The sequence below is a fragment of the Gluconobacter albidus genome (assembly GCF_002723915.1).
GTDB classification, from domain to species: domain Bacteria; phylum Pseudomonadota; class Alphaproteobacteria; order Acetobacterales; family Acetobacteraceae; genus Gluconobacter; species Gluconobacter albidus.
On record NZ_BEWL01000012.1, the window covers coordinates 40,150 to 65,909 of the forward strand.

Here is a 25,760-nt window from a genome sequence, read left to right on the forward strand (position 1 = left end):
AAGTCTCACATAATATCTGGCCCGAAATCACCGCCGTCCACGTCTTGCGGGACGGTCCACAGGGTCAGGATCTGAAGGGTTGCCGTCGCATCGCCGCCCCGGACATGCTCCGCGACAACCACGCCCAGGCACGGATTGGCCAGCTCCGGGACGGGAGCCTGAATCGTAATCGTGTCACCGAGATCGACCTGCCAGCTCAGTTCCACCGGTATGGTGACAGCCCACAGCGTGCGATAGAGGCCCCACAGACGGCCGTGGGAATCCGCCACGGTCTGGGCATCCTCCGGGAACGCCAGGGCCGTGACGACCGGGGTCGGATCGCTCGGGAGCCGCCAGCGCATCCGTAAGCTCGCATCGGACCAGACGGCATTGCGATCAGCCATGGCGATCAGGGCCTGCCGGTCGGCCGGGGCCTGCGGGTGCAGACCCGATCCAGCCGTCTGGACCGTGAAATTGTGCTGCCACCCCATACGCCAGCGCCATGTCGGCGGACTGAGGGAGGCATCCAGAGACACGGACTGGATGTCGGTGATGACAGTCGCATCCAGCGTCAGGGTCGAGGCGGTCAGGTCATCGACCGCTTCCAGCAGAACAGGCCGCAGCGTGCCCGAGCGCGTTGGCACGATCGAGAGCGCCAGCCCCGAGAGCAGCGTCCGGACGACGTCCTGTCCCGTGACGGTTTCTGTTCCATCCCAGAACCACCCCGCCCGCCAGGGGGCAAGCGGGCTCTGCGCTGGCCACTGGACGTCGATGTAGGATTCCGGAAGAACGAAGTCCTCCAGGAGCATCGTGCGCAGGATGTCCAGGACGTTCTGCGGCGCGGCTCCGGAGGGGAACGACCCGACCGCGTCCACGGTGATGCCATAGACAGGACGTGTTCCCAGCCGGATCCATGTGCCGGTGCCTCCTCTCTGGATCTGGTAGGTTCCAGGAGCAGGGGACTGGGCATAGAGATCCGCGACCAGCCCGCCGAAGGCGATGCCACCCGCAAAGCCGCCCTCATAGAGCGCGGAGATCTCGGCCGGCGCATCACTGACCTGATAGACGTAATTGACCGCATCAATCAGGACAGGCGTGATGTTACACGCCGTCCCCCGCAGGGTCGGCATGACGCGGCCGGAGACGTTGGCATCCCCGTCCAGACGGCCCGTGCCCCCATAGATCCGGCCCGCCATGGTGACATCGAGCCAGGACAGCGCCCCGAGCAGGGGCACGGTCAGCGTGCGCCGTCCGGGCTGCCAGAGCGTGCCCAGACCCGCAAAGACCGGCTGGAGATCCGCGCGCTTCGGATCCTGCCAGATCCCCCGGTCCCGGTCGAAAATCTTACGCCCGCTCAGGATCCGGATGGGCAGATGGTCATTCGTGCGGCTGGCGACGAGCGCGTCGAGGGAGCCATCATTGATCAGCGTGACCGATCCGAATGACGACGTGCCCCCGAGCGCGTCCGAGGTCAGGGAAATGCCGCGGTCCAGATCAAACGCCTGGGTGACGATCGGGACATAGGGAACATGGTTTTCATCGACGTACCCCATATCGGAGAAGCGCAGGGTCTCGATCGTCTCCAGAGACCCCGCACTCCGCCGCAGCGTTCCGCGTGGCCGGCTGCCATGGGCCGGAAGGCCATCGACCTGGACAGCCAGGGTATCGACCAGGTCGATCTCGACTGCCCGGATCACTGTCATGTCATGCTGCCTTTCCGGTGGTGGATTTCATGCTCTGCATGCGGGTCTCACTCAGCTGCTTGGTGGCCAGATCGACCAGCTGCGCCAGCGTCGTGTTGAGCGTGTCGGTGGACGTCTTCAGCGCCTCTTTCATGACGGAGGCCGTCAGATCGTCCGTACCGATGCTCCCCAGGCTCTGGAGTGCCTGCATGACGCGGGCATAGTCCTGGGCATAGGCCGTGCCTGACCCGTTGAAGGTCTTGCTCTGGGCCAGCAGGGTCTGCATGTCGCCCTGCATGGCCTGAAGCGCCGTGAAGCTCCCGCCCTGGGCTGCCGTCAGATCGGTCGTGAAGTTGTCATTCGCGACCTTGTACTGATCGGCGGCCGACAGCGGAGAGGCATCCGACGTGGCCAGACCCGCGCCATAGGTCTCCAGGCTGGACATGACGCTTTCAGCGCTTTGCAGCGCCTGGTCATTGTACTGCTGCTGGATCTTCAGGCGCTCGGCCGAGAGGGTTTTCTCCAGGTCGGCCGACTGGCTGATATATTCCTGCTGGGACGTGTAGGCGTCCCCGAGGAAGTTCTTCCAGTTGTCCGCCAGCTGCTGGCGCTGCTGGTCCGCACTGACATCGAAGTTCGTCAGCGCGGCCCCTTCATCATCGCCCGTGGCCGTCTGGTACCGCGCCTGAACCGACAGATCGCTCTGTCGCAGCGTGTCCAGCTGGGAGGCAAAGCCCTGGTCGTAAAGCGACTGGTACTTCGCATTCAGCTGGGTACCGTCCAGCCCGTACTGACTGGCCTGCGAGGCGGCTGCCTCATAGGTCTGTTTCAGCGCGGCCATCTGATCCACCCAGGACTGCTGTCCCGAGACCGTGGCCTTGAGCAGCCCCGGCATCGTCGTGTCGACGAAGGTCGTGATGGTGGAGATCTGGGTCTGGAGATCCGACGTCGACAGCGATTTGCCATCGAGCGCCGTGTCCAAAGCCGTTTTCAGATCCCCGCTGGCTTTCGTGAAACTGCCGACCGTGACCGTACCGTCCGAATTGAACTTCGAAACGGCAACGCCCAGCTGGTCGACCGTGTCGGCCATGGTCTTCAGGTTGGCGATCGCCGTTGCATAATCCGAGACGGATGTTGCATCGCTCGGCAGCCCCTGTTGCAGGGCCTGCTGGAATGTGGCGTCCGACGTGCTGTAGGTCGCCTGTTTCAGCAGATCCGTCAGCGAGACGGACTGGAGGGACTTGTCCTTGTTGTTCTTGTCATCCCGGACCGTGCCCAGCAGCCCGCCATTGCCGCCGCCAATCGTGACCCCGTCCGTGGACAGGACCTTGTTGAACGACGCGATGTCGGATTTGAGCTGCTCCGTGATCTGATCGGTCTGGGCCTGGTTCCAGGTCTTGCCAAGCGACAGCGAGCCTCCCGTCGTCATGACCTGGTCGATCGTGTACGGGTTTTTCTTGTGCCCGAAGAGACCACCCATAAGCCCGCCCAGACCGCCGCCGATCAGACCGCCCAGCATGGTGCCGATGACTGGAATGAACGATCCGGCCGCAGCACCTGCCGCCGCTCCGACGCCGCTTCCGATCATGCCGTTGGTCTTTGTCCCACCGCCGATGCCGGACAAAGCCGAGCCGAGCCCGAAACCCCCGCCGATCCCGCCAAGGAGGTTGCCCACCGTGGCCGTGCCGAACAGGTTGGTCTTGAGGCCGGAGGACAGCCAGGACGTGGAGCCGCCAGAGCTGCCTGTTACCGTCAGGGGATTCCATCCCCAGCCACCAGAGTCCTGGCTGATCGCGGTCGCTCCCGCACTCATCGAAGACGAAGAGCTGCCCGACAGAATGGACGAGACATCGCCCAGGGTCGTGCGGCTCTTGCCGTCGATCGCGTTCAGCAGCGGGTTGATCAGGGCCAGCTTGGCGATCACGGAGATCAGCTGGCTTTCCACGCCCTGCATGGCCGACTTGAACGTCACCCCGCCATTCGAGGCGTTGACCAGGGCCTGCGTGAAGCTGCTCGACAGCGTGTCGGCTGCCGAAGAGATATCGCTGGTCAGTTCGTTCAGCGTGTCCTGCTGCTTCTGGTAAGCGTTCGTAGCCGTCTGGATCGCCGCGACGTTCTCCAGATCGGTCTGTGAGGCCTTGGATGTCAGGCCTCTGCCGCTTTCAAGAAGCGCGTTGCGTTCTTTGAGAACGGCCATCTGCACGGAAACAGCGTCGGAGTTCTGTCCGATCGCATCCGTCTCTGCCTTGATGTAGCTGAGATCTAGGCTCTGGCCATAAAGTTTTCCAGCGGTCGAAAGGTCCCCCTGAACCTCGGCCGCCCGTCTCATGGCATCAGTTTTTTCCTGTATCTGTCGTGTCTGCTCCTTCTCCTTGGGGAGAGACGTATCCTGAACGTTCTCATAGGCTTCCACGGAGCGCAGATAATCGTCCAGGCTGCCCTTGCTGGCATCATATCCTTTGAGCACATTCTCCTGAGCCGCCGTCTTACGGTTCATGGCCTCGATGCCGCTGTTGAACTCGCCTGTCAGGATCTGCTGTTCGTTTGATTCCGCCTTCAGGAGCTGCGCTGCCGTGGCATGGGCGTAACCCAGCTTGCGGGCGGCTTCTTCGGTCTGCTGGTCGACCTGAACCATGGCTTTCTGCGCCGCCGTGCCAGCCCAGGCCGCATCCGTCGCCTGCTGCTGCTGATGTGCCAGCTCCTGCATCGGATCGCGCAGATCGTTCAGCGCGGCCTTATGCGTCATCAGGCGATCGGTCAGAGCCTGCGTTTTTGCATCATAGTCAGCGTCGGTGATGACGCCTGCCTGACGCTGCTTGTCCAGTTCTGCCTGCGCATCAGTCATCTGCTTGATGGCGTTGACTTGATCCGACCTCTTGGAAGTCGTCGAGCTGTCCGGGGTCTTCAGGGCATCGTCGATCTTGCCCTGCATGGCCGCGAGGGTCGTCGCACCATAGGTTTTCCCGCCCGTGACCTGCTGGGCATAGTCCTGCACGGACTGCGGGACCGTGGTTTTCCCCTGAAGGTATTTGTCGACGTTCCCTTCGCCCCAGTTATAGGCCATGGCGACCAGCTGCTCGTTGCCGCTGTATTTGGAATACAGCCGGACCAGCAGACGCTCGGCCGCCGTGACGTTGCCGGTCGGATCCGTCAGGTCGTTGCCGGCTGCATTCGCCGGCATGACCTGCATGCCGCCGATCGCGCCAGCCGAGGAGGTCACGACCGCGCCACTGCGGTCATACTGCCCCGTCGTGCTTTCGACTGGCTGGATCCGATGTGCCAGGGAGATGACGTCGGAGTTCGCGCCGATCTGCTGGCCGACCGTATCAATCAGCCCTGACATGCCCGAGCTGGTGCCCTGCTGGATCTGCTGTTGCTGGGCCTCATAGGCGACATGGGCCGGCTGGAAACTGTCCATCCAGCCCTTGAGTTCTTTGACCTTGTTGATCAGGTTTGTCAGGCCGTCGATCGTTTTGGCGGTCTGCGCGACCAGGAAGCCCCCGACCTTGTTACCGAAACTCTCGACGCCTTCCATCGGACCGGCCCAGGCATCCTTGAGATTGCGGACCGACTGCTGAAACGGCGTCAGCCCCTGATCCACAGCGCCGCGCGTGGCCGATTCAAGCTGGCCCATGAGCAGCTGCCAGGCCTGCATCCGGTTGCCGCTGTCCTGAAGATCCTTGACCTGACTGACCAGCCCCTGATGAACGCCCAGCAGACCCTTGTCGGCAAAGTCCTGCGCCGCCTTGGCCGGGTCCGTGTAGGCGTCTGCCATTTCCTTGGCAGCTTCAGGCACGGTCTCGCCCATGACTTCCGCCAGATCCCGTGCTTCCTGCGTCAGCGACGTCAGGCTGGAACTGTCGACCGTGGGCAGGGCCGCAAAGGTCGTGGTCACGCTGCGGCTGTCAGCGAGGGATAGACCGCTGCTGGTCGAGAGCCGCCGGGAGGCGGATTCCGCCGCGCTGGCCATTGCCGTGTAATCATCGCGGGTTGCGCGCAGGTGCTGCGACAGCGTCGCCAGTTGCTCCTGCTCTGCTTCGGCCGCAGACCCGATTTTATAGACGGAAGCTGCCGCCGCTGCACCTGCGACAGCCAGACCGGCAGGGCCGATCATCCATCCTGCGACAGTTTCAAGAGCCCCACCAAAACCGCCCATGATCTGGATCATGTTCGGCAGCTGATAGAACGCAGCCTGGAAGGCGGATCCGCCTGCCATCACCTGGTCAAAGAACTTGTGCGCTTCGTCCGCCAGGATGCCCATCTTCTGGCTGGAGAGACCAGCTTTCTGGCCCGTTTCCTCCAGGGCATCGCCTGCCTTTTTGGCGGCCTGCACGGCATCCGCATGAGTCTGCGTCAGCTTCTGGACTTTGGCAGCCTGTGCATCATAGGACCGTGTCGCCTGCTCCTGTGTAATCTCGCCGCGACGGACACTCTCCGCCAGAGTATCCGCTGAAGTAACAAGGTTGTTCTGAGCTTTTTCGAGCGCATTGGCGCTCTTGGTTACGGCGTCCCAGGTATTGACCAGACCTGTCCCGCTTTTGGTGCTGCGCTGGATCTTGGAATCTGTGATTTCAGCACTGTCCCCAACGCGATCGAGACCATCCGCTACAGCATCAAGCGCAGCGGCATCAGCCTGGGCTGAAGAGGCGATCTGGCTGCGGTAGGAAACTTCGAGCTCTTCAACCGTCGCCATGGTCGCGTTCCTTCAGATTCGTTTTGTCAGGATCATGGCCGGGTAGGTCATGGATGTGCCGGCAGCGCGGCTCTTGCTCCGCCCCTTGCTGCGCCGAAGGACGTAAGGGGCATTTTCCATCAGGCCAGACGGAATGGTGACGAAGGCGCGGGCTGCGTTCACGGTTGGGAATTTGCGCTGCACCAGCTTGCGGACCGCGTCGACGATGCCCGGAGGCACAGACATTTTCTTCATCGCGCCCGTGTCGATCTTGCGCGCATAGGGCTGCGGGTTGACGATCATGACCGACACGCCTTCCGGGATGTCCGCCACGTCCTGTGTCCAGGGCCGGCCATCGACGACCACCATCCAGCTGTCTCGGTAGCGTCCGGATCGCACCGGAGAGCGGTCCTTGCACAGCTGAAGCGCGGCCTGGGCTGCCAGCCCCATGACGTTGAACTTGTAGAGGATGAAGCCGTCCGGCTGGACGGCTGTCTCCGGCGCGCCCTGTCGACCATCCACGATCGTCACCCAGTGCGGCGGCGCATCCCCGCTCCGGACCACCTGATCGCGGGCCTTGATGGCCACAGCCGCGAGCCGCGCGGACTGCGCGGCTGGCGACAGGGTCTGGTCCCGGAACAGACGGATATTGCGGGCCACGCTGCGCGGAGACGCCATGTCACTTCCTCATGAGGGTCTGCATGTCCTGGGAAATCGCGTTGTTGCGGAACCGCAGAAACACGGCATCAAGGGCGCGGATCAGGTCATGGACGTAAACCCGTTCCTCGTCCGTCACGCGGTTGGCCTCACACCAGCGGTCAATGGCCAGCCAGAAGATCGGCCCCGGCCGCGAGACGATGCGGATCATACCCATGGATGCCCCGACCCCATCAGAGGTCCAGGCGCGGTCATGCTGGAGTTCATGCCACGCCCGCCAGGGGACTTCATTCCAGGGATCGGGAAGGACCCGGTATTGCAGGGCCGTTTCCCGGATTTCGGGGATTTCATTCTCCCCGGTATAGGCGCCCCATTCCAGTTCCCACTGGAGCGCCGCGATCAGTTTCCCGCTGCGGCCTTGGCCTGTTCGGCGCGGTCACTGCCAACGCGGCCGGCCGCCATGATCGCCAGCGTGGTCAGGGCCGGGTAGTTGCCGCTTTCCAGCATGCTGCGGAAATCATCGACGCTCACCGGCTGATCGTCCGCGCCGTCGAGGCCGCGCACACCGAGCACGCACTGGCGGGCGATGGCCTTGCCCTGGCAGACGTCATCCGTGGTCGGTGGCAGGGCGTCCGGAGCATAGAAGCCGGCACCGGCACGCTGCGAGCGGTTCAGCTCACGGGCGGATTCCAGACGCAGGGCATAGAGCGTGTCGCGGTAGGCCGGCGTGAAGCCGCGCGTGGTGATGAAGAAGGTATTGCCTTCCGGACCGACTTCGATCTCTTCGCCTTCGGAAACCTTGCTGAGATCGCGGGAAAAAGTGGAGAGCTTGGCCATGTGAATTTTTCCAGTCTGAAATAAGGGATAAAAAGCGCAGATTTCCGGGGATCAGCCGCCCGGAGCAGCTGCCGGGATGCGCTGGATCTTGAAGGTGCCACCGCCAGCCTGCGGATTGCCTTCGATGTCAAAGGTGGCGACGATCGAGGTGTTCTTGCTGCCAGCATTGATGACCGGGTTGCGCAGCGCCGCGTTCAGGAAAGTCAGGATGTAGCTGTTGCCGTCCGCGTCCTTGACCGTGGTGACGATCGGCCCCTGCGTGCCACTGGCCCAGACCTGATACATGTCCCAGGTCTTGAAGAAGATCTGCGCCGAGCCCGAAGCCAGCAGCTGACCGACGCGGATGCCGCAGGCGTCGGCATGGCCCATGCCGTAATCCGAACCCGAGCCATCACGGGCCAGCGTGATCTGGATCTGCTTGACGCAGCCATCCGGAGCCACGCCGTTCACAGTCATGCCGACGAAGTTGTCGACCGTGTTGAACACGCGACCGGACGGCGCATCGGTGTAGGTTGCAGCCGGGTCGGCATCCGCAAGCGTCTCCTGCTTGCAGGAGAAGTCGAAAGACGTCGACGCAAAGCTGCCCTGGGCAAAGGTCAGCTGCGCCTGAGTGCAGTAGCTGCCCGGACGCACCACCCACTTGCCGTTCATCTTTTCGATGATGGTCCAGGTCTTCACGACAGCGCCGTTCTGCGCGACGTTGTTCGCCCAGTCTGCGCCGAGTACGGCTGCCAGCATGTCGTCGTAGGTGCCATAAGACAGCGCGCCCGACAGTGTGCCGGCCACGGAAGTCTGCGTCAGGACGGCCTGTGCCGCCTCGATATCGGCATTGATTTCGTCCGGGCGCTGGGTCGCGTCCGTCGGCTTGAAGTTCTCGCCCGTAAAGCGGGTGCGCTGATAGTTTCCCGTGGCCGGGACGCCGTAAGTCGGCTCCATGGCATAGGAAATGGCAGTATCGTTCGCCTGCGCGGCGGCCTGATAGCCTGCCGTGGCTCCGGTAAAGGCCATGTTTCACCTCATAAAAAAAGCCACCCGAAGGTGGCTGTGTCAGGAATTTCAGGAAGGATCAGGACGCTGGCAGGACAATGTCCTGGTAGCGGTAGTCCACCATCAGGGAAAAGCGGATCCAGTTGCCCGTTTCGTCCTGAGCAGGCGGGTCGAAGCCCTGATCGTCGTAATACAGTCCCTTCGGCAAATATTCGACAGGAACCCGAAAGGCGACGGAGAGGATCTTGCGCTTCTGAACCGCATCAATCGCGCCTGTTCCGCGCTGCACCATCAGATGTAGCCAGATCTGGCCTGTCTCTTCATTGATGATTTCCCCGACACCCAGACGCCCCGAGGCTGCACTGGCGGTCTCGAAATAAACCCACGGATCAGTTCCAGGATCGAGGTCCTGGGCAAGAATATCCTTGACCTTCAGACCTAGCGGCGCGGCTGCTGCCGTGGCCCGGTCAAAGGCATCCTGCCAGACGACGGGAGAGGTCATGTTCCACCTGCTGCAAAGAGTTTCCAGCCGCAAATCTCACTGCCGTCATAAACAGCCGTGGCGTCCGTCAGCATGTATCGGCGGCCACCATCCGTCAGGATGTCCATGTTGCGGGGCTGTCCATAGGCTGCGGCCGACAACTCATCATTCAGGGTTTCTGCCACGAAAGGCATGACGGAAACCCCCGCCTCCAGCGCGGCCGTGGCGGGCGGAGCAGAATAGGCAATCAGAGAGACCGGATCGGACTTGTCGGATCGCGACAGCGTCATCATGCGCCCTTTATGCCGGATCTGCCGACGCCGGCTTTCAGTAATCTGTCCCATCAGGCCATCCAGTCCGCTGCCAGGGAGAGACGATCGAGCGCGGCCACGGCATCAGGAGAAAGAGCCCCGACAGATGGATCCATGGTCTGCCAGGTCGTGGATCCAACACCCTGGACACTTTCCGTCTTCAGAAGCGGATCACGCCCCTGCCCGCATCGCAGCAGCTGGATCGTGCCCAGGCATCCGCCCGCGATGTCGTCGGGAAGCGGCGTTACTGCCATCGGCAGCAGATCTGCATCATTCTTTTCCGGATCATCCATTTCCGGAAGAAGAAATCCCGCCACATAGCTGACTTCAACATCCCACACATGATGCGGGAAGCCGCACCCTGCGGGCACCGGAAGAATATCCTCGATCCGGGCATTCATCCTGTCGACTGATAGCTCATCCAGCGCCACAACCTTGCGACCGCCCACGCTTATGGATCGAATTGCCGCAATCGGACCGATCGACAGGTTTATTGCCGTCACCCTGCCCCGCACGCGAATGCGTTCCCGATATTCCTGCAAAGCCAATGGTCGCTGGAGATAGGACACGCAGGCAGCTGAGGCACTGGAGATCAGAGCATCCAGACCCTGCATCTGAGCCATATTTGTGATCTGGAGATATGCCAATGCACTCTCCAGAGACACAAGGTTGGTGGTTTCTGCTGGTGTCGTGACGACAACAGGCATATTTCACCTCCAAACAAAAACGGCCTCCGCTAGGAGACCGTCAGGATTTGCCGTTTTCTGATTCTTTGCTCGGGTCAGTGCCCGAAAGAAGGTCTCCGCCATCGCCCTCGCCGGCTGCCCCTGAGGATGATTCCGCTTTGGCCAGGGTCTTGACCGGCATAGCCTCAGCCGTTCCCTTCTTTGCTGCGACAATCGCATCCGCGACGCTATCCGGAAAAACCGCGATATCCCCAGGATTGTAAACCGAGCCGATACCGCTGCACCGGCCTGTGAAAGTGATTCGCTTCATGGATTACTGTCCTGCAACTGAGCCGGGAAACCAGGCCGCACCCGTAAGAACGGAGATGGCCGCGTCATAGCGGGTATTGAGATCGACCGCCTCAATCACGCGCACCAGCGTCTCATCATTCTGGAAGGCTGAGCGCGTCACCCCCTCATTGTCGACATAAGAGGCCTCCGTGCTGACAGCGAGGGTCGTCTGCAAGGCATCGCCAATCAGGATCTGGGAGAAATCAGCGAAATACAGTTCAGACTGATTTCCATTCGTCCCCAGATTGTCCGGAACAGACGTCGTCGTCGTGAATGGATAGCGACCAATTCTGCCTTCTGAAATTTCAGGGAAAGCAAGAGCGCCAGTCGCCGTCAGCAGCTGCTCCAGGAACTCCGCAACCGTCGGGTTAATGATGTAACCACAGTTTGCCATCGGAGCATTGCTTCGCGAAAGTCCCAGGCGCATGGCAGCGAGGTCATTGCGAACGTTCTGCACGACATTGGTCGGGTTTGCCGCGATGACATTGGCGGCAGCGGCGAGATAACGAAGCCCAGCCGGCGCGACGCTAGACCCCTGCCCGCGAATGAACTGCTGATCCTCAGCGATCCCGACCTCACGGACCATGTCATTTCTGACCAGCGTATCCGTCTGAATCGAATTGTATCGCAGAAGATCATTTGAAATCGGCACAAGAGCAAACAGCTTCTTGGCAGACATCTTGACCATGCCGACGCTAGGAGCACTGGTGGGGATCGCTGCACGCTCGCCGCCCCAGCTCGCATTGGACGTCGAAGTCTGCTTGCGGGTCGACAGGTTTCCACGCGGCATCGGAACGGAAACAGCGCCCATGCGACGGACCGCAACCGCCGGACGAAGTGCGTCGATCAGATCGGTGGAATAATCCTGATTAACCAGGAAGCCACCCTGCACATCGACCGATTCCTGCATGTTATCGGCAGCCTCAATCGCAAAGGCCGAACCCCAGGTCTTTTCCGAGAAGTCCGCGACTGCCCGCATACCTCCCTGCCCTCGCGTCGCAGCCACCGCCTGGGCAAAGCGCGAGAACTTCATGCCCGGTTCAAGCTTTTCCGCCGCCTGCGCGGGCACCGTTGCACCGGATCCGCTCCGACCAGCCGGCAGCGTGGCAATCGGGCGCGCAGCAGCTGCGCGACGATGCTCCAGATCGACTTCACGGGCGATATTCGCCGTCAGTCGGTCATCTTCGGCTCTCAGCGCGTCATATCGGGCAGCTTCTTCGGCCGTCATCTCGCGGTCGCCATCCGTGGCGGCCGTGTTGACGACAGTTTCCATCTCCGTATGGACTTCACCTTGGCGGGCGCGGAGGGTCGTAATGCGATCAGCCATTTTAGCCTTCCTGTGCTCGAAGCCGGCGCATATCCAGATCCTGCATGGCAGCAGTCCTTCTTGGAGCCGGTTTTCCTGTGATTTTCGGGGTTTTGCCGGCGCCGAGACGGGAAACTGTCCCGCTCAGCGTTCCGGTTCCATCGGCCATGCCGGCTGAAACGGCACTTTTCGCCGATTTCATGCCGCCCTGACCGAAATTCTTCTGGACGTTCGCAACCGTGGTTTTGCGGCCACGCGCGACATCGGCCATGAAAACAGCCTCCATATCGTCCAGAACAGCGCGGATCTGCGCCTGCCCATCGTCCGAAGACGGGTCCAGGCGCTTGTTTGGCGCGTTGGAACTGACGATATCGACGCTCTGGCGGCCGTTGGCATCCGGCCCAACCTGCGTTGAGGTCGAGCACACAATGCCGATCGAACCTGCAACGGCCAGATTGTCCATGATGATTTCATCAGCCTGACTGGCGAGCCAGTAAGCGGCCGACGCAGCGGTTCCGGTGACAAATACCGTCACGGGCTTTTCCAGGGCCGCGATCTGCCCCGCCACGTCGCTCAGTTGCACGGTCGCACCGCCTGGGCTGTCCATCACCAGAAGGATCTGACTGACAGCCGGACTGGACGCCGCCACCTGAAGGTCGGATGCCAGGGTTTCCAGCGTGGTAAACCCACAGATATCCGCCATCAGGTTCGCATAGGGCATGATCGGCCCCATGACGGGGATCATGGCCACTCCGTTGCTGACTGTCGCGGTCTTTGCGCCCTGCAAAGGCGAACCACCGCCTGAGATCGCAGCCATCACACCCTGATATCGGGCGGCATTGCCGTTTTCCCGCAGCTTCTCCAGGTCAGGAGACAGCATTGTCCGCTCTGCCGCCGCCTCGATCGCGGCCAGCCATTCCGGCTGGATGGCCCAGGGCATCGCCCTGATGGCATCCAGCGCATAGTGTCTTGTCATGTCAGCTTCCTGTTGCAGGATCCGGGCTTGGCTGTCCGCTGATGCCCATATTGATCGGACGCCAGATCTCGCCGCCGGCATCGCCGCCGACCGGGTTAAGACCGAATTCGGCCCGGCCCTCATCCGTGCTCATGACGCCGCCATTGCGCAGCGCGGCGATGCCCTGGGCACGGTCGAGGAAACCACCCTTCACCAGGTCGGACGGGTCATGGACGAACGCGCAGCCGCTTGCCGCAAAGGCATGGGCCGCACTGGCTGCCACCCGGCTGAAATGTGGGCCGAGGTGGTAGATTACGAATTCCAGGGACTGCTGCTCGATATTGCCGAACGTCGCCTTGGACAGCTCGAACAGCAGATGCGGTGGCACGCCCCAGGCGCGAGCAATGTCCAGAACCTGCATGGTCCTGGTCTCGACAAGCTGCCCATCCTTGTTATTGACCGGCATGTAAATCGGCTTGAGGCCGTTACTCAGAACCGCAGTTTCACCGGCATTTTCCACGCCCGAAAAACGCGATTTCCAGTCATCCTTGATTGCCTGCCGCTCATCAGGCTTGATCGACTTGTCCGTCGACAGCACCGTCGGCGGCTGGGCATTATTCCGCCAGTAATTCTGGACAAAAGACGCAGTCGCCAGATTTTCACCGAAGGCCTCTTTCATGAAGGCGATCGGATTGAGCCCCTGCAATCCGTTTCGCCCCATGCCCCTGACGTGCCAGATATCCCGCGCCGGGAAGCGGCCGGTGGAGCCGTCCGGCAGGGTCGCGTCATAAAACATCTGCTGGCCAGAGACCCGGTCGAAGGTCTGAAGCGGCTGACATCCAAACGGATCCAGTCGCGTCAGAACAGAGGGCCGCATGAGGGCATCCCGCGAGACATAAGCGTAAAAATTGCCAGTCATCAGGACATCGCCGAGAAGGATTTCCCGGAAATCGTAATGACTTTGCGCCTCGTTCGGCCGCTGATTCATCAGAGTGTAGAGCGGATCTCCTTCCAGACGATGCGTGCCGGTCCCATCCTTCCGGCAGTAATACATCGGCACCATGGCGAAAACGCCCGTCAGGATCCGCAGCGCCTGCATGACGGCCGGCAGGGACATGGTCGTGCGCTCATTGACCATGACGCCCGCCTTCGATGGACCGCCCATTGGAAACGAGATCCAGGGCCCACCCGTCTGAAAGGTATTATCCGGGGTGGAAATGCCGCTTTCAGCCGAAAGCCGAGGCTCCTGGCGCGCATGGACAGGCGTCGACGCACCAGACCCGCGCAGGAAGTCCAGGAGACCCATTCTTACATCCCTTCATAGACAAATTCGTCGAAGTCAGACGGAGCCGTGGCCATCCCGATCGCCATGATCAGGGCGACGGCGCCGTCAATCTTGTTTTCCACCCGCTCCTTGCGCGGATAGACGTTGTCCTTCGCATCCGTGTGACAGACGACGTTGGACATGCACCAGGCGAGAACAGGATCGCCGTCATGGTGCAGCCGACCGGACAGGACCAGCGCCTCCAGTTCCTTCATCGGCTCTGAAAAATTCTGCACCGTCTGCCGATATTCCTGCATCGGCACGTTCCGCTCGGTCATGCGTTGGGATAACTGGGTCGCCTGCCATGGGTCATAGGCCACAGCACGCACATCGAAGACGCTGACGTCGCTCTGAATGTCTGCCTCGATATTATCGAAGTCGATGACATCCCCAGCTGTTGCCGTGATGCGGCCTTCGATCACCCAACCCTCATATTGGGCATTTCCCGATTCATCGACCTGCCGCTGCGGCAGGTAAAAATGCGCGAAGACGTAATAGTGCGTCTCGTCGCCATTCTTCCGCTGGAACAGGCGGATCCGCACGGCAAGGTCAACCTTGCTCGCCAGATCGAGGGCCATGATGCAGTCCTGGTCGGCAAAATCCTCGATCCGCAGGCTGGGATCCGCGCAACGTCCCCACGCCAGCATATCCATCCAGGCCTGATTGGCATTAACCCAGAGATCCAGATGCTTTGTCTTGAAGTTATTCTGCGCGCTGGCCAGCTGCATGGCCTTGTTCGCCAGCCCCGCCACATAATCCGGCATGACGGACACGCCCCAGTTCGGATTGGCCTTCTTCCAGATTTCCGGATCCGTCCAGTCGTCTCCGTCATCGAGCGTGTAAATCAGCCCGAAAAGCTGGTCATCCTCGGCCGTATCGCCCTTGAGCGCGTAAGGGCAGTCCTTCCAGCGGCTGAGCGCTATATTAAGCACCCGGACCATGTAGCTTCGCAGCTCGTAACAGATCCCCGACCTGTTAGACCCGGCTGTCGTAATGGCCCAGATCATGGACTGATCACGCTTGCCCGCGCCAGTTTCGACCACGTCATAGACCTCTCGGGTCTTATGGGCATGGACCTCATCAAGGCAGGCAAAATGGATATTCAGGCCATCCTGCGTCTTGCCATCACGCGAAAGTGCCGTGAACTGACCATCATTGGCCGCGCAGATGATGCCTGCGACCTGACAGTCCAGACCAAACTGGCGGGCCATGTCAGGGCGTTTGCCGATCATTTTCTGCGCGTCGCCGAAAACGATCTTGGCCTGATCACGGGTCGTCGCCGCCGAGTAAACTTCCGGCCCCGCCTCTCCATCGGCCGTGAGCATATAGAGACCCACGCCAGAGGACAGGGTACTCTTGGCATTCCCGCGCGGGACCTCGATATAGACGCGCCGGAAACGCCTAAAGCCGGTCCTCTTGTCCACCCAGCCGAAAGCCGTGGTCAGGATGAATGCCTGCCATGGCTCCAGCACGATCAGCTCCCGCGCCCGCGCCTTCGGCCCCTTGATATGCGGCATCAGGGAGATGAAACGGCAGACCTTTTCCGCGCGGTCTTTGTCGAAGCGGTATCCGAACCCCTTGGTTTTCTCGGCCTTCAGGTCCTGTTCCTGCCGGATACAGGCCGCGACCGCATGCTGGCAGGCCAAGATCCTGCCGGACAGCACATCGCGCATATACCGGCGCGCCATCGCAACGTGGGGATAGGCTGCGGCCATTATTCAAACTCGGAAAAGGGACTGAACATATCGCCCTGCCCCACATCCTTCAGCCGCAGACGGGCCACAGGCGAAAAGCCGAACTCCGATCCGACCGTCCGCATGAGGCGGATGCTTTCGGCGATGATAGCCAGCTCAGGACGGCCACGCTTCATGGTGCCCTGCCGCCCGTGCGTTTCGTAGGTGTCACCTTCACCGTCCTGCAGGGCACGCTCAGCGCGCAGCCAGCGGCTATAGGTGGCGCAATACTGGGCAAGCGCATCATGGTCCAGAAGCGTGAAGATTCCGCGCTCGACCAGCACAGGAACAAGCCTGTTCCACGCTGACTGGCCATCCTCATCGAGATAGTCAGGCGGCGGCGCCGCTTCCGACTTCAGACGCAGCCCGTCTTCCGGAAGCGCCCGCTTTCCGGCGTTTCCCGTGACGACGCGCAGATGCGCAGGTTTCGGCTTGCGGCCCTTCATGATGACCTCCTCATGCGAAATCGCAGGAGGGCTGCCATCCAACCATCCTGTAACTTTTTCCCTCAATTTCGCGGGTGTGAAAATTTGCCCATGGCGCGGTCCGGGTGCTCGGCCCTGGCAGGGATTGAAGACCCCCCTACCCCCAATTGACCCGAGGACAGAAAAATGGCGGAAAACAGCCATTTTTTGCCGTTTTTTTCAGATTTTCCGGTTCCAGGAATGATCCCGGCTGGTCCGTGCCGAATGATGCGACTGGCACAAGGTGCGCAGATTGGTCGGATCCAGACGCCTTTCCGGCGCTTCCCGCACACTTTCGATATGATCGACGTTCAGCCGGTCAGTCGGCGTCCGGCAGCCGGGAACACAACAGGTCGGATGCAAGGCCAGATGACGCGCCCTTACCTTTTCCCAGGCCGTATCGTATCCACGCTGGCGGGCTGACCCGCGCTTTGCATCGAATTCCCTGCGCCGCTGATCTTCTCCCTTATGCCACCTGGGCCGGAAGACTGGCGGTCGAACAGGCATGGAAAACCCCGGAAAACAGGCATAAAAAAAGACGTGAACCCGTTGGGGTGCACGTCTCGCGAATATGTCTATGGAAAATGCGCAATTTGGTCCAAACTGTCCAGCGGAAATTGTCCGGTCCGCAATTTTTCTGCGATGATGCAACAGGCCGTCAGGTAACGCCTCTTGGCCGTATTGCGGCCTATGCGCAGTTTCTCTCCGATTTTCTCCCATGACAGCAGAGGCTTTCCTGAGATCGGATGAACGCGCATGTGGAGCTGAACCACGAGGCGGATTTCCCGGTTTTCGCTTCCCGTGCCGAGGAACGCCAGCCAGGAGAACACAAGGTCCATCCGCGACACATCATCTGGCGTTGGCCGAGGTGGCCGGATGTCGCTTTCCCGTACCCATTGCAGATCCTCTTCGTCCGGCACCATGTCCGGCCAGAAGCCTCTGGCGCCAGACGGCCGAAGCCCATGCGCCGGCAACGCTGCCAGCGTCTGCGCGGCTTCATCCAGCCATTCCGCAACCTGCTTGGGGACATCCTGCGCCAGATCAATCCGGTGCCTGCGCCTCATGCCGCAGCCTGGACGAGGAAGTCAGACAGTTCCGGACGGCGCAGACCCGTTTCGCCATAGGCCAACCGCTGCCGGTAGTCTTTCAACGCCGCTTCCCAGGCCCGCGCAGCCTTACGTTCCTCGGCCGTCTTCGGCGCTTCCGGGATATCGCCCCTGGCAATCGCGGCTTCCACGGCCTTGGAGAAGTAGCCCATGTGCGATGCCGGGTTTCCCTTGACCCGCTGCCGATCGGCAACGTCCCGCACGACAGCCACGATCAGACGCTCCGCATCGTCCTCCGTCATGCCCTTGGCCAGAGCAGCCGCGATCCATACTCGCGACACGCCCCAGTTCGGCATGTCGCGGGATGGGTCGAAACCCGCTGCCTCGAATGCCTTTGGCCCTATGCGAGACATCAGGCCGTCTAGCTTAAGCTTATCTTCTGAAGAAGATTTAGAAGCTAAGCTAAGCTTATCGCGCGTACCCGTGAGGCGGGTTTTTGCTGGGTTTTCGGCAGACACGGCTTTTCCTCCTGAAATGGGCATGATGGCGGTTCTCTGTCGCGGATCGTTCTGCGGGGTTACAGCTGCGTTTTTGCGCGGTCTTCCGCCCTTTCTGCCGTTTTCGCGGGATGCGATCGCGCGGCGTGATGGTTGGAGCGATGCCGGCAGACCAATCGTCTGCGCGTCGCGATCCCAGGTTAGCAGCTGGGTTTTCGCGTAGGTTTCGAGATAGGTTTCGATTAGGTTTTCGTCACAGAAAACCTTGGTGCGTGCGAGCGCGGACAGCGCACCTGGGAAAGACACGTCCAGGACGCCGTCAGCCGTGTTCATGATCAGGTAGGTGACGAGACGCACCCAGGACAGCACCATCACGGCTTCCATGGCGTTGAGGGTAAGATGCTCCACCTGCATCAGGGCGATGCTGGCAAGCTGCGTGCGATGACTGGCGCTGACCTTCACGTCAGATACTCCTAGACCTGCCAACAGAGGCAGGGTTGAAAACCTAAAAACCTAGTAGGATGTCAGCCTGAAGCCGGCGCCGATTGGGGCCATGACTTCACACTGGACCAGCTCACGGACAGCCGGCCCGACAGCCGCCACATCCGCCGCCAGGTAGCGGGCGAAATCCTCGATGGTCAGACCGCTTTTTCCAGGTGCGCGCACCGCAGGCACGACGTCACCGACATCTGCCAGACCAAGCCAGACAGAACGCGCCGCCAGAGACAGCGTCGTCCAACGCACGTCGGACATAATGCTCCGCGCATGCTTCCCCGGCCGCTCGCGACGCGCCATGACCTATGCTCCGCGCTGCACGGTCCAAGCACGCGCGCGAGGATCTTCTCCGGCATCCCTGAACCAAGTGGTGAAATCGTCATACCAGACCGGACAGACACCCGTTGGGCCATGTCGGTTTTTGGCTACCAGGAGCATGCCGCGCCCTTCCTGCTGACGGACCTGTTCCTCCAGCTCCAGGCTGCGATCATTGAACTGATCCTCTGTCTCCCGGTCTCGCTTGGCCAGACTGGCGAGCTGTTTCTTCAGATGGAGATGCCTTCGGTGGATCAGGCAGATTACGTCCGCGTCCTGTTCCAGGGCGCCGGTATCCCGGAGGTGATCAGACTCTGGCGTCTTGTCTTCCTTGTCTTCCGATTTCCGGTTCAGCTGAGCGAGCACGATCATCGGAACATCCAGCTCTTTCGCCAGCGTCTTGAGTTCATTGCTGATTTCCGTGGTTTCTTCGTATCGACCACGCCCGCGAACCGCAGCAGATCCGCGCATCAGCTGGAAGTAATCCAAAACGATGAAATCGAGGCCGCGCTTTGAGCGCTTCATACGGCGCGCACGGGACCGAAGCTGTGAGATCGTCAGTCCAGGACGTGTGTCGATTTCTAGCTGGATATGGAAGAATTCATCGACGGCGTTCTCGTATTCTTTCCATTGCCAGTCTTCCAGTGGCGGCTGGCTGCCTGTTTCCACATCGGGACCGATATCCCACCGAAGGCCATTGAAGATCGACCGCAGGTTTAGTCCCGTCCGCGCCGATGCCGCGCGGCCTGCTACTTGCTTGGCCAACATCTCGCCAGACCAGAACAGCCCTCGCTTTCCAGAGGCCGCCAATGGGAGCGCAATTCCCAGACCGAGAGATGTCTTGCCGACAGCTGGACGAGCACCCAAGATATAGAGATTGCCATTCGTCAGGCCGCCCGTGAGACGATCAAGCGACTTGTAACCCCAGGACAATCCAGCCAGGCCACCACCACGCTCCAGCGCTTCACGAGCCGAAAGAATAGCCTCGCAGCCGGCGTCAAACAGAGAGACGTTCGGCTGGCTTTCCGACATACCCATGGCGATACTGAGCAGCCTTGCTTCATGGCCCTCAACAATGTCCTCGGCCCGTTCATCTTCCGGCCGGCAACAGAGATCCGCTGTCCGCTGACACAGCGCCATCAGCCGGCGACGCATCGCGGCATCGCGGATCTCACGCGCATAGTCGAATGCCATTCTGGGACTGGCATAAGCCGTCAGCAGCTTGGCGAAATACTCTTTCGGGTTTGTCTTGCCCCAGACCAGCTCATCCGGGTGCTCGAAATGCCGGATGATTGTCAGGGGATCGACGTTGCGGCTTTCGTTGTAAATGAGAAGGGCCTTCTCATAGATCTGTCCATTGACCGGATCTGCGAAATGGTCCGGATGCAGGATCTCTTCAACGGTTTCGAGCACCTTCTTGGAGTCCACCAGGATGCAACCGAGAAGCCCATGCTCAGCAGCAATGTTCTGCGGCACCGAGCGCAAAGCGCCACCGAACAGGCCGGGATCAACGGGTTTATGAATATTCACGCGGAAACACTCCCGACAACACGTCGGCGGAAGCGCGTCAGACGCGCATATCCCACAGCCTGGACCAGAGCGTCCGAGGCGCGACGGTTGTCGTTCAGGTAATTGGAGACGCTGCCAATCGGCAGGCGATGACGGGCACAGAAGGACGTCAGACCGCCTGACTGGCGGATCTGATTATTCACTTCCGTAAAAAACTGCATGCTCGTGAGTAGCGGCGCATGGATGCCGCCACGCAGCGGGCGATATCTCGGGAAACGGTCAAAACCGATTGCGGCCAGAAATTCCTTAGAGGGATCGCGCCGGGAATGACGGACATGCGAGACGGTCGTATGCGACACGCCGCGCTGTTCCGCGTACCGGCTCTGGCCACCGGCTGCCGCGATATCTTTATTCAATTCTGACAAAAACTGGAAAGGATCGAGCAGATCAGACACGCACGATCTCCAGGCACGCGCCGGCTGGCAGCGGACGGCGACGCTCGCCGGAACGCGACGCACTCACGGCACGACGGCGCGGAAGATCTAGCCGGCTGATCAGAGACGAAACGCTGCGAGGCGAAACGCCGACATGAGCCGCGATCGCCTTGACGGAAGATCCGCCTGCATGGAGCTTGCGGACAGCAGGCGCGATCCGTTCATAGTCGAGTGACGGGCGCGCCATCAGTGGGACACTCCCTGCGCCTTGGCATGCACGACCTGGAGCGCATGGGTCACAACCCGCTGGAGCTTTGCCAGATCCCGCGAAAGGTCGGCCGCTTCATCAGGCATGATGATGCCATCCGCCAGAACACGGATCGTCGTGGCCATGGTCAGGCCAGCATTGCAGGCAACACCTTCCATGATCTCCGCCACGTCACCATGACCCAGGTGGAGCGGGGTCAGCGTGTAGCCTGCCGCATGGGCCATCGCGCCGAGGATCAGCGGCTCTTGGGCAAACTCATCCAGGACAATCGCGACATCCACAGGCACGACGGCCGGATAGTTGCGGCTCTGATATTCCGAGAGCTGCGAACGGCCGACGCGAACAACAGATGCCGCCGCGTCAATGCTGCCGATCCGGTTGATTGCGGCCTGCGTGGCCGTTTTGATCGACGCGACAGTATTCATACGTCACCACCAGTCGCGGCCGAGGAATGTTCACCCCGGCCGCTATCGTCCATCCTGCGTTTTCCACAACCAACAGGAGACGATTCTTGAAACAGAAAATTGAAGAACTGGAAGATCGCGTTCGCAAGCTTGAACAGGCGCTTGAGAAAGTGAAGAAATTTGTAAAAATGCCGAAAGATACTTCTGATGAAGAGCTGAAATACGACGGGATGTAAAACATCATTCAGGTCGTAAATCAGATCCCGCATCTGCCAGGACGAGGTCAGCTTGAACTTGTCCTGGGAGAACGCGATCTTTACCGCCGTGACATTCCGATCATGGCGCATCTTTTCGCGTTCAATCTTGCGCCAGGTACGCAGATACAGAACGGTCGAGATCAAACAGACAACTGACCCCGAGCTGCCAGTCTGGATTTCTGAGAGTGATTTCAGAACCTGCCGATAGTCGTCCTCATACTGATTGCCTTGGAATGCCTTACTCCGGACACCATCCGGGTGACGGGCGCGCAGACGCAGTTTACGGATGACCGCATGGATGATTTTCATGCTGCTTTCTCCACTTCACCGCACTCCTGCAACGCTTGGATTAGGCGCCCAACCACCGCGAGTGTCGGAGAAGTTTCTCCGGCTTTCCAGCGAGTGAAAGTGCTTCGAGCTACCTGAGCCCTCCGACACAGATCACCAATCGCAATGCCCCTTTCGCGGGCATCGCTTTCGATATCAGCAGGAGACGGAAGATTTTTCATACGTCCATTATGCGCAATAATGCAAACATAACAAGCGCAATTTTGCGCAGGGATTTCAATCTCACGATGTGCGAAAATGCGCATATGAGCAGCGTTAATGATTCTGTCCGGTCCAGCCAGCAGGCTTACATTCGAGCTATCAGAGATCGAACTGGAAAATCCTTCTCTGATATCGCTCGTAGTGTCGGCGTTGCACCGAGTACTATTGTGCGCTTCATGAATGACGGAAGTGCCAGTCATAGTCTTAGCGCGACCACGATGGCACGCTTAGAAAAAGAATTTGGCGCTTCAGGACATCAAGATGTTCGCTTAGTGCCTTCCAACTCGTGTGAATTAGTGCCCATGGTTGGAAAAATACAAGCTGGAGTTTGGCAATCTGGCGACATGTTCTCACAGGAAGGCTATTCCGAATATATATCAATTACCCCAGATGATAGATATCCCGGCATAAAACGATGGGCTTTTAGAGTTCAGGGAGACTCTATGGACCTCTTATATCCGTCCGGAACCATCGTTATTGCAATTTCATACTGCGATATTGCGCGGCCGCCGAAAACTGGAGACAAGGTGATTGCCATACGGCAGGAAAATGGCCTCGAAGAAGCGACCCTGAAAGAAATAGAGATTAAAGATGACGGGCGCGTTGTTTTGTGGCCCAGGAGTACAAACCCTGAATTCTCACAGGCCATAGTCATTCCTCCATCTGGAGTAAATCCGTTTCCGGATCACGGATGCAACGAGGAGTACAGAATATCTGGAATGGTAATTCAAAGCATACGCAGGGAATGATGATAAAGTCGTTAATTGCATGTGCATTTTTAATGATGCCAATAGTAGCTTATTCTGATGATCTTTCCAAAGTTCATATAAATGGAAAAACTTTTGGTGTTTACGGAAATTACAACCAAGGGTTCGCATACACATTTAATGGACATGCATTCACGCCCGATGATTATTCGTTCTCTTCAAAAATCTTTAAGATAATTGAGGGCGACGGCAAGACTTATGTAATCACTGTCGACCAAGATGATGGCTCGGCATCTGCACCTCAATACCGGGCATTCGATGTTACGGGAGATGCTTTTATCCCAAGCGCGCTTATTGGCCAGGGGATTGGCGACCATCTTGACGGCGCCTGGTCTGTTATAGGGGGAGATGCTGTTGCAACGATTCAAAAGGACGACGGCAGCTCTGCCACTACATTTCACATTCGCGATGGTCTTGTTCATATCCTGACACAAGGCAGGGACAATAGCTTATCAGGCCCGTCAACACCTCCGGGCGGGGATTACGCGGCCTTTGTCGCTGGTATGCGTCTTAAAGAAGCGTTTCATTCTAAGGCTATCAATCCAATCTTGAGGAAAGCGTTCCCAGAGCCTGTTTATTCTGATGTATTCAAGTTGGCAGAAGAAGATTTCGGCAGTGCATTCCAAGCGGGAAATCAGGGCAGTTTCGCGTTCCTTAGCCAGCCTCACGACTCTCGCGACCGTTATATCGCAATCGCAATTCAACCAAATGGCACTGCGGTGGCTATCTTCTCTTCCAATGGACATCACGAAGTCACCTATGGAAATCCAGATCCTTTAATCAAAATGAGATTGCAACGCGAAATCCCTTGATGCGCATTTTTGCGCTTGATCTAAATTAGCATTTTTGCGCAAAGTCTCTCCATTGCCACCCGCGATGGAGAGTTTCCGTGTCGCACATTCAAGCCCACACAGGCCGTCCCGTTCCGCGCCCAGCACTGTTTGACAGACCCGTTCCACAGACACGCAGCGGCTTTGAGCAGCTCCTCACAGAGATCAATCCCCGCGTTCACGCCAAGGCACGCGAACTCTTCGTCAACATGCAGGGCTGCCATAATCAGGCTGGCATCTGTGACGGTTATCGCGACTACGATGATGCCCGGATCTGGTCCGACAATGCCTTCCGCATTGGCGAACAGCTGGACGAACTTCTGTCCGCGAACCTGATCCGAGACCCCGTTCCTGGCATCCCGGAAAAGACGCTCGACTGCCGTCCAGTTACCACGTCGGCAATCGAAGAAATCGACCGAGCCCGCCTGCATGACTGGTGCTGGAAGATAGTCGATGGCCTGCGAGCTGTCGTCCCTCCTGCTCAGGGGCGCGCATAATGAACAACGCCAGAAAACTCGCACCAAACCGTGGCGGAAGGCCTTATCCTTTCTTCACCGTCTGCGTCACCGGAACGCATCCGAGCGGCAAGGATCGCGTGGATTGCGCGGCCTATTCAGATGCTGAAAAGGTCGCCAGGACACGGTCGCGGGACACGCTCTGTCCGCAGGACATCTTCTTTTCCGGTCGACTGGTCGCGTCCGTCGGCAGCCCGAACATGGCAGGCGAAATCCTGATCGACATGACCGTGTTCGGCAGCGCTCTTCTGGAGCGCGTCAGGCAGAACGCAGCCCGAAAGGCCGCACCGTGAGCAAGATCCTGATCACAAAGGCCGGCCAGGACGTTTTGGCCCGAAAGATGAAGCATGCGCTTGATACAGCGTTGCTGGAAGGGCCGCGAACAACCGAAGAGATCATGATCTCTCTGGTGATCCTGCTGATCGGCGGAAAATATGACTACAAGGTCATACTGGACCGCATCACCGGCCGGGACGGCGACGGCGGATTCCGGCGCATGGAACAGGTCGATGTCGAGGATATCGCGATCGAGACGATCCAGCGGCTCACGCAAATCATTCCTCCGTACAAGCGCACAAGCGCTGGCCGCCCAGCAGAATCCTATCAGGTCGGCGAGCTGATAGGCGCGATCGTCAATGCCGACACCTACCTGCCGAACATGGCGACTGATGATGTCCTGGCACACGTTCCCAGGCACACGCTGCTGGAACTCGTTCCCGCAGATATCGGGCCGGAAAAGTGCGTCAGACGCGCGAAGCTTGAAGATCTGCGCGCCATGATCGTGGAAGGGAAAGTCGAATGGCACCCGACGTCCTTCAGCTCTTTCACGGAGGATCTGTCGTGAAGAAATTTTTCAAGAAACTCTGGCGTTTCTTTCGAGAGCCGGACGCAAACCACGACGAAAATTTCGACGATTGGGCACAGAGGATTACGTGGTGATGAGCCAGAAAGACCCGACCAATCATCTCGGTCTGAACGATGGCCGCTGGCACGAAGTCCAGTCCCATCATGCCGGGCTGTCCGCGCCGGACTACGAATTCCGCGAGCGTCCTGGAAAGCCGTTCGTCCGTGAGATCCGTGACGTTGCAGCCAGAAAGCGAGCCATAGACGTGGAGGAACGGGGATGGACATAGAACCTCGCTTCCTGAACCGCGAGCAAGCAGCAGCCTATGTCGGCATCGGCGTTCACGTTTTCAATCAAGAAGTAAAACTCGGGATCTGGCCACAGCCTCGGGTCCGTGGCCCAGGTGGCGGCCGCTTGACGTGGGACCGCAAGTTGCTCGACCTCTATGCCGACCGGGATTCAGGGATCGGGGTGGCGACGCCGGCTGCAACCAGCGCCGCCTTTCCTGCGCAGCCCGGCCTAACCCACTCTCTGGCGGAGAATATGAGTGCCACGCTCACGCAGAACAGGGCTGAACGTCGTCCGCAAGAAGCGCGCCGACGGCAGCATCATTGAATATTTCTATG

The 25,760-nt window shown here is 59.7% G+C and carries 31 protein-coding genes; 7 read left to right on the plus strand and 24 right to left on the minus strand.

Annotated elements, in window-relative coordinates; translation table 11 throughout:
- Window positions 1–5 precede the first annotated feature (5 nt).
- The 24 genes from GAL01_RS12850 to GAL01_RS12965 form a co-directional block, all read right to left on the minus strand.
- Window positions 6–1,682, minus strand: coding sequence for a hypothetical protein (locus GAL01_RS12850; protein ID WP_099253326.1), 1,677 nt, complete (start codon window positions 1,680–1,682; stop codon window positions 6–8).
- Between the two features lies 1 nt (window position 1,683).
- Window positions 1,684–6,354 (minus strand): phage tail length tape measure family protein, encoded by a 4,671-nt coding sequence (locus tag GAL01_RS12855; protein ID WP_062029435.1) that lies wholly within the window; start codon window positions 6,352–6,354, stop codon window positions 1,684–1,686.
- A 12-nt stretch (window positions 6,355–6,366) separates the two neighbouring features.
- On the minus strand, window positions 6,367–7,011 hold the full coding sequence (locus GAL01_RS12860) for a hypothetical protein (RefSeq protein ID WP_062029437.1): 645 nt from the start codon (window positions 7,009–7,011) through the stop codon (window positions 6,367–6,369).
- 1 nt (window position 7,012) lies between these two features.
- Window positions 7,013–7,207, minus strand: coding sequence for a hypothetical protein (locus GAL01_RS12865; protein ID WP_062029439.1), 195 nt, complete (start codon window positions 7,205–7,207; stop codon window positions 7,013–7,015).
- Between the two features lie 182 nt (window positions 7,208–7,389).
- Window positions 7,390–7,827, minus strand: a complete 438-nt coding sequence (locus tag GAL01_RS12870) for a hypothetical protein (RefSeq protein WP_062029441.1) — start codon at window positions 7,825–7,827, stop codon at window positions 7,390–7,392.
- 51 nt (window positions 7,828–7,878) lie between these two features.
- A complete protein-coding gene (locus GAL01_RS12875) occupies window positions 7,879–8,835 on the minus strand; it encodes a phage tail tube protein (RefSeq protein WP_062029444.1) in 957 nt (318 codons plus the stop codon).
- Between the two features lie 58 nt (window positions 8,836–8,893).
- Complete coding sequence (locus GAL01_RS12880) at window positions 8,894–9,316, minus strand: hypothetical protein (protein WP_062029446.1); 423 nt, start codon at window positions 9,314–9,316, stop codon at window positions 8,894–8,896.
- Window positions 9,313–9,639, minus strand: a complete 327-nt coding sequence (locus GAL01_RS12885; RefSeq protein ID WP_062029448.1) for a hypothetical protein — start codon at window positions 9,637–9,639, stop codon at window positions 9,313–9,315. Before GAL01_RS12885 ends, GAL01_RS12880 begins: the two co-directional genes overlap by 4 nt.
- Window positions 9,639–10,313, minus strand: coding sequence for a hypothetical protein (locus GAL01_RS12890; RefSeq protein WP_062029450.1), 675 nt, complete (start codon window positions 10,311–10,313; stop codon window positions 9,639–9,641). Before GAL01_RS12890 ends, GAL01_RS12885 begins: the two co-directional genes overlap by 1 nt.
- A gap of 40 nt (window positions 10,314–10,353) precedes the next feature.
- Window positions 10,354–10,602 (minus strand): hypothetical protein, encoded by a 249-nt coding sequence (locus tag GAL01_RS12895; protein ID WP_062029452.1) that lies wholly within the window; start codon window positions 10,600–10,602, stop codon window positions 10,354–10,356.
- Window positions 10,603–10,605: 3 nt separating this feature from the next.
- Entirely contained in the window at window positions 10,606–11,949 is a 1,344-nt protein-coding gene (locus GAL01_RS12900; protein WP_062029454.1) for a phage major capsid protein, read from the minus strand.
- Window position 11,950: 1 nt separating this feature from the next.
- Window positions 11,951–12,904, minus strand: coding sequence for a S49 family peptidase (locus tag GAL01_RS12905; RefSeq protein WP_062029456.1), 954 nt, complete (start codon window positions 12,902–12,904; stop codon window positions 11,951–11,953).
- A gap of 1 nt (window position 12,905) precedes the next feature.
- Window positions 12,906–14,189 (minus strand): phage portal protein, encoded by a 1,284-nt coding sequence (locus GAL01_RS12910; RefSeq protein WP_062029459.1) that lies wholly within the window; start codon window positions 14,187–14,189, stop codon window positions 12,906–12,908.
- 2 nt (window positions 14,190–14,191) lie between these two features.
- Window positions 14,192–15,922: a terminase large subunit gene (locus tag GAL01_RS12915; protein WP_062029461.1), complete on the minus strand. Its 1,731-nt coding sequence runs from the start codon at window positions 15,920–15,922 to the stop codon at window positions 14,192–14,194.
- Window positions 15,922–16,386: a phage terminase small subunit P27 family gene (locus tag GAL01_RS12920; RefSeq protein WP_062029540.1), complete on the minus strand. Its 465-nt coding sequence runs from the start codon at window positions 16,384–16,386 to the stop codon at window positions 15,922–15,924. Before GAL01_RS12920 ends, GAL01_RS12915 begins: the two co-directional genes overlap by 1 nt.
- Before the next feature lie 198 nt (window positions 16,387–16,584).
- Window positions 16,585–16,911, minus strand: a complete 327-nt coding sequence (locus tag GAL01_RS12925) for an HNH endonuclease signature motif containing protein (RefSeq protein WP_082790693.1) — start codon at window positions 16,909–16,911, stop codon at window positions 16,585–16,587.
- Between the two features lie 68 nt (window positions 16,912–16,979).
- Window positions 16,980–17,468: a DUF6362 family protein gene (locus GAL01_RS12930; RefSeq protein ID WP_062029465.1), complete on the minus strand. Its 489-nt coding sequence runs from the start codon at window positions 17,466–17,468 to the stop codon at window positions 16,980–16,982.
- On the minus strand, window positions 17,465–18,409 hold the full coding sequence (locus GAL01_RS12935; RefSeq protein WP_062029467.1) for a hypothetical protein: 945 nt from the start codon (window positions 18,407–18,409) through the stop codon (window positions 17,465–17,467). Before GAL01_RS12935 ends, GAL01_RS12930 begins: the two co-directional genes overlap by 4 nt.
- Before the next feature lie 51 nt (window positions 18,410–18,460).
- Window positions 18,461–18,700, minus strand: coding sequence for a hypothetical protein (locus GAL01_RS12940; RefSeq protein ID WP_145995645.1), 240 nt, complete (start codon window positions 18,698–18,700; stop codon window positions 18,461–18,463).
- Window positions 18,701–18,745: 45 nt separating this feature from the next.
- Window positions 18,746–20,287 carry a DnaB-like helicase C-terminal domain-containing protein gene (locus GAL01_RS12945; protein ID WP_062029471.1) on the minus strand — a complete coding sequence of 514 codons (1,542 nt, stop codon included), beginning with the start codon at window positions 20,285–20,287 and terminating at the stop codon, window positions 18,746–18,748.
- Entirely contained in the window at window positions 20,284–20,721 is a 438-nt protein-coding gene (locus GAL01_RS12950) for a hypothetical protein (protein WP_062029473.1), read from the minus strand. The genes GAL01_RS12945 and GAL01_RS12950 overlap by 4 nt, the downstream gene beginning before the upstream one ends.
- Complete coding sequence (locus GAL01_RS12955) at window positions 20,714–20,947, minus strand: helix-turn-helix domain-containing protein (RefSeq protein WP_062029475.1); 234 nt, start codon at window positions 20,945–20,947, stop codon at window positions 20,714–20,716. Before GAL01_RS12955 ends, GAL01_RS12950 begins: the two co-directional genes overlap by 8 nt.
- A complete protein-coding gene (locus GAL01_RS12960; RefSeq protein WP_062029478.1) occupies window positions 20,947–21,393 on the minus strand; it encodes a hypothetical protein in 447 nt (148 codons plus the stop codon). Before GAL01_RS12960 ends, GAL01_RS12955 begins: the two co-directional genes overlap by 1 nt.
- On the minus strand, window positions 21,390–21,938 hold the full coding sequence (locus GAL01_RS12965; protein WP_062029480.1) for a hypothetical protein: 549 nt from the start codon (window positions 21,936–21,938) through the stop codon (window positions 21,390–21,392). The genes GAL01_RS12960 and GAL01_RS12965 overlap by 4 nt, the downstream gene beginning before the upstream one ends.
- Window positions 21,939–22,222: 284 nt before the next feature.
- Between GAL01_RS12965 and GAL01_RS15530 the strand changes: the two genes are divergently transcribed.
- From GAL01_RS15530 to GAL01_RS15535, 7 genes are all read left to right on the plus strand, one after another.
- Complete coding sequence (locus GAL01_RS15530; RefSeq protein ID WP_169926429.1) at window positions 22,223–22,927, plus strand: LexA family protein; 705 nt, start codon at window positions 22,223–22,225, stop codon at window positions 22,925–22,927.
- Window positions 22,924–23,757, plus strand: a complete 834-nt coding sequence (locus GAL01_RS12970; RefSeq protein WP_099253330.1) for a hypothetical protein — start codon at window positions 22,924–22,926, stop codon at window positions 23,755–23,757. Before GAL01_RS15530 ends, GAL01_RS12970 begins: the two co-directional genes overlap by 4 nt.
- A 77-nt stretch (window positions 23,758–23,834) precedes the next feature.
- Window positions 23,835–24,272, plus strand: a complete 438-nt coding sequence (locus GAL01_RS12975; protein WP_062029483.1) for a hypothetical protein — start codon at window positions 23,835–23,837, stop codon at window positions 24,270–24,272.
- Complete coding sequence (locus GAL01_RS12980) at window positions 24,272–24,583, plus strand: hypothetical protein (protein ID WP_062029485.1); 312 nt, start codon at window positions 24,272–24,274, stop codon at window positions 24,581–24,583. The genes GAL01_RS12975 and GAL01_RS12980 overlap by 1 nt, the downstream gene beginning before the upstream one ends.
- Window positions 24,580–25,134 (plus strand): hypothetical protein, encoded by a 555-nt coding sequence (locus GAL01_RS12985; protein ID WP_062029488.1) that lies wholly within the window; start codon window positions 24,580–24,582, stop codon window positions 25,132–25,134. Before GAL01_RS12980 ends, GAL01_RS12985 begins: the two co-directional genes overlap by 4 nt.
- A gap of 94 nt (window positions 25,135–25,228) precedes the next feature.
- Window positions 25,229–25,423, plus strand: coding sequence for a hypothetical protein (locus GAL01_RS12990; protein WP_099253332.1), 195 nt, complete (start codon window positions 25,229–25,231; stop codon window positions 25,421–25,423).
- Entirely contained in the window at window positions 25,414–25,749 is a 336-nt protein-coding gene (locus GAL01_RS15535) for a DNA-binding protein (RefSeq protein ID WP_145995647.1), read from the plus strand. The genes GAL01_RS12990 and GAL01_RS15535 overlap by 10 nt, the downstream gene beginning before the upstream one ends.
- Window positions 25,750–25,760 lie beyond the last annotated feature (11 nt).

Coding starts and splice junctions, on each gene's coding strand:
- GAL01_RS12850 (WP_099253326.1), bottom strand. CDS start 1,682: ATGACAGTGATCCGGGCAGTCGAGATCGACCTGGTCGATACCCTGGCT.
- GAL01_RS12855 (WP_062029435.1), bottom strand. CDS start 6,354: ATGGCGACGGTTGAAGAGCTCGAAGTTTCCTACCGCAGCCAGATCGCC.
- GAL01_RS12860 (WP_062029437.1), bottom strand. CDS start 7,011: ATGGCGTCTCCGCGCAGCGTGGCCCGCAATATCCGTCTGTTCCGGGAC.
- GAL01_RS12865 (WP_062029439.1), bottom strand. CDS start 7,207: ATGGGTATGATCCGCATCGTCTCGCGGCCGGGGCCGATCTTCTGGCTG.
- GAL01_RS12870 (WP_062029441.1), bottom strand. CDS start 7,827: ATGGCCAAGCTCTCCACTTTTTCCCGCGATCTCAGCAAGGTTTCCGAA.
- GAL01_RS12875 (WP_062029444.1), bottom strand. CDS start 8,835: ATGGCCTTTACCGGAGCCACGGCAGGCTATCAGGCCGCCGCGCAGGCG.
- GAL01_RS12880 (WP_062029446.1), bottom strand. CDS start 9,316: ATGACCTCTCCCGTCGTCTGGCAGGATGCCTTTGACCGGGCCACGGCA.
- GAL01_RS12885 (WP_062029448.1), bottom strand. CDS start 9,639: ATGGGACAGATTACTGAAAGCCGGCGTCGGCAGATCCGGCATAAAGGG.
- GAL01_RS12890 (WP_062029450.1), bottom strand. CDS start 10,313: ATGCCTGTTGTCGTCACGACACCAGCAGAAACCACCAACCTTGTGTCT.
- GAL01_RS12895 (WP_062029452.1), bottom strand. CDS start 10,602: ATGAAGCGAATCACTTTCACAGGCCGGTGCAGCGGTATCGGCTCGGTT.
- GAL01_RS12900 (WP_062029454.1), bottom strand. CDS start 11,949: ATGGCTGATCGCATTACGACCCTCCGCGCCCGCCAAGGTGAAGTCCAT.
- GAL01_RS12905 (WP_062029456.1), bottom strand. CDS start 12,904: ATGACAAGACACTATGCGCTGGATGCCATCAGGGCGATGCCCTGGGCC.
- GAL01_RS12910 (WP_062029459.1), bottom strand. CDS start 14,189: ATGGGTCTCCTGGACTTCCTGCGCGGGTCTGGTGCGTCGACGCCTGTC.
- GAL01_RS12915 (WP_062029461.1), bottom strand. CDS start 15,922: ATGGCCGCAGCCTATCCCCACGTTGCGATGGCGCGCCGGTATATGCGC.
- GAL01_RS12920 (WP_062029540.1), bottom strand. CDS start 16,386: ATGAAGGGCCGCAAGCCGAAACCTGCGCATCTGCGCGTCGTCACGGGA.
- GAL01_RS12925 (WP_082790693.1), bottom strand. CDS start 16,911: ATGCCTGTTCGACCGCCAGTCTTCCGGCCCAGGTGGCATAAGGGAGAA.
- GAL01_RS12930 (WP_062029465.1), bottom strand. CDS start 17,468: ATGAGGCGCAGGCACCGGATTGATCTGGCGCAGGATGTCCCCAAGCAG.
- GAL01_RS12940 (WP_145995645.1), bottom strand. CDS start 18,700: ATGTCCGACGTGCGTTGGACGACGCTGTCTCTGGCGGCGCGTTCTGTC.
- GAL01_RS12955 (WP_062029475.1), bottom strand. CDS start 20,947: ATGGCGCGCCCGTCACTCGACTATGAACGGATCGCGCCTGCTGTCCGC.
- GAL01_RS12960 (WP_062029478.1), bottom strand. CDS start 21,393: ATGAATACTGTCGCGTCGATCAAAACGGCCACGCAGGCCGCAATCAAC.
- GAL01_RS12965 (WP_062029480.1), bottom strand. CDS start 21,938: ATGAAAATCATCCATGCGGTCATCCGTAAACTGCGTCTGCGCGCCCGT.
- GAL01_RS15530 (WP_169926429.1), top strand. CDS start 22,223: ATGAGCAGCGTTAATGATTCTGTCCGGTCCAGCCAGCAGGCTTACATT.
- GAL01_RS12970 (WP_099253330.1), top strand. CDS start 22,924: ATGATGATAAAGTCGTTAATTGCATGTGCATTTTTAATGATGCCAATA.
- GAL01_RS12980 (WP_062029485.1), top strand. CDS start 24,272: ATGAACAACGCCAGAAAACTCGCACCAAACCGTGGCGGAAGGCCTTAT.
- GAL01_RS12990 (WP_099253332.1), top strand. CDS start 25,229: ATGAGCCAGAAAGACCCGACCAATCATCTCGGTCTGAACGATGGCCGC.
- GAL01_RS15535 (WP_145995647.1), top strand. CDS start 25,414: ATGGACATAGAACCTCGCTTCCTGAACCGCGAGCAAGCAGCAGCCTAT.